We start from the raw sequence: 1,457 nt of genomic DNA, 5'->3' as shown, positions 1-1,457 counted from the left end.
CCCCCCCGCCCGCCCCCCCCCCCCCCCCCCCCCCCCCCCCCGCCCCTCCTGCGCCCCCACCGCCCCGGCGCACGCCCGGCCCCGCGCCACCCGTGCCACGCCCGCCCTGGCAGCTCCAGCGGTCCCGGCCGCCCCAGCCCGTCTACGCCGCTGCCAGAGCGACCGTCGGATGGAGCCGGGAGGCGCGGACCGCGGGGTAGAGGCCGGCCAGTACGCCGATGACGAGGGTGGCCGCGAGGCCCGCCGCGACGGACCACGGAGGGACCACCGCGGTCCAGCCCTGGGCGCGGGCGAAGGCATGGGTCGCCGCGGTGCCGAGGGCGGCGCCGGTCGCCCCGCCCAGGGCGGAGAGCAGCAGCGATTCGGTGAGGAACTGGAGCCGGACGGCGCCCCTGGTGGCGCCGATCGCCCGGCGCAGGCCGATCTCCTGACGGCGTTCGAGAACAGAGATGATCATGGTGTTGGCCACCCCGATGCCACCCACCAGGAGCGCCACCGCGCCGAGCCCGAGCATCAGCGTGGTCAGGCTCTCGTCCGTCGCGGCCTTCGCGGCGAGCGCGTCCGACGGCCGGGAGACCTTGACGTGGCTTTCGGCGCCGGGGCTGACCGTACGGGCCAGGACGGCGCGTACGTCCTCCACCGTCCCGTCCGGGGAACGCTCGAAGACCATCGACGGGTGGCCGTCGGAGTGGAAGTACTTTTCGGCCGCGGGGAAACCGACCATCGCCACCCGGTCCAGGTTCGGCACCAGTTCGATCGGCCGCAGGATGCCGACGACCACCACGTACTCGTCGTCCAGCATGATCTTCTCGCCCGGCTCGGTGATGCCGAGGCGTTCGGCGGCGACCGCGCCGAGGACCGTGACGGGCAGGTGCTCGTTGGCGGTGTTCAGCCAGGTCCCCTTCGCGACCTTGCCGCCCAGCGCCCGGAGCAGGTCCGTACGGGCCGCCTGAGTGGTCACCCCGGCGGCCCGTTCCCTGGGCACCACGTCGCTGCGGCGGACCCGGGCGTCCACGTTCGCGGTGGCCGTGGCGTGCTGCACCGGGCCGATGCGCTCGACCATCGCCACCGCGGAGTGCGGCAGCCGCACCGCGTTGCCCTGCGCGTCCTCACCCGCCTCCACGGTGAGCAAGTTGGTGCCGAGCCGGTCGAGCTGGGCCATCAGGTCCGACTTGCTGGACTGCGACAGGCCCACCACGGCCACCATCGTGGCGATCCCGATGGCGATGCCGAGCGCGGACAGAACGACCCGGGCCCGGCGGGCGCGCAGGCCCACCGCGCCGAGCGCCAGCACGTCCCGCGGCGCGAGCCGGGCCGGGCGCAACCTCGCGCGCCGGCTCGTGGCACCATCCGTCGCGCCGGCCCCGCGCCCGGCGCGCCCCGCCCGCCCCCCCCCCCGCCGACGCCCCGCGCCCCGACGCCCCGCGGGCTCGCGCGCCCCCGCGGCCCGCACCCCC

General features: G+C 76.9%; 1 protein-coding gene. It reads right to left on the bottom strand.

The genetic code is table 11. The features are described 5' to 3' along the window. Positions 1-142 precede the first annotated feature (142 nt). Positions 143-1,324 carry an ABC transporter permease gene (locus AAHZ94_RS33995; protein ID WP_349997546.1) on the bottom strand — a complete coding sequence of 394 codons (1,182 nt, stop codon included), beginning with the start codon at positions 1,322-1,324 and terminating at the stop codon, positions 143-145. Positions 1,325-1,457 lie beyond the last annotated feature (133 nt).

Source organism: Streptomyces sp. HSW2009 (assembly GCF_040240285.1).
In the GTDB taxonomy this organism is placed as follows: Bacteria; Actinomycetota; Actinomycetes; order Streptomycetales; family Streptomycetaceae; genus Streptomyces.
The sequence above is the reverse complement of the archived record's forward strand: the minus strand, read 5'-3'. Positions and strand labels throughout refer to the sequence as shown.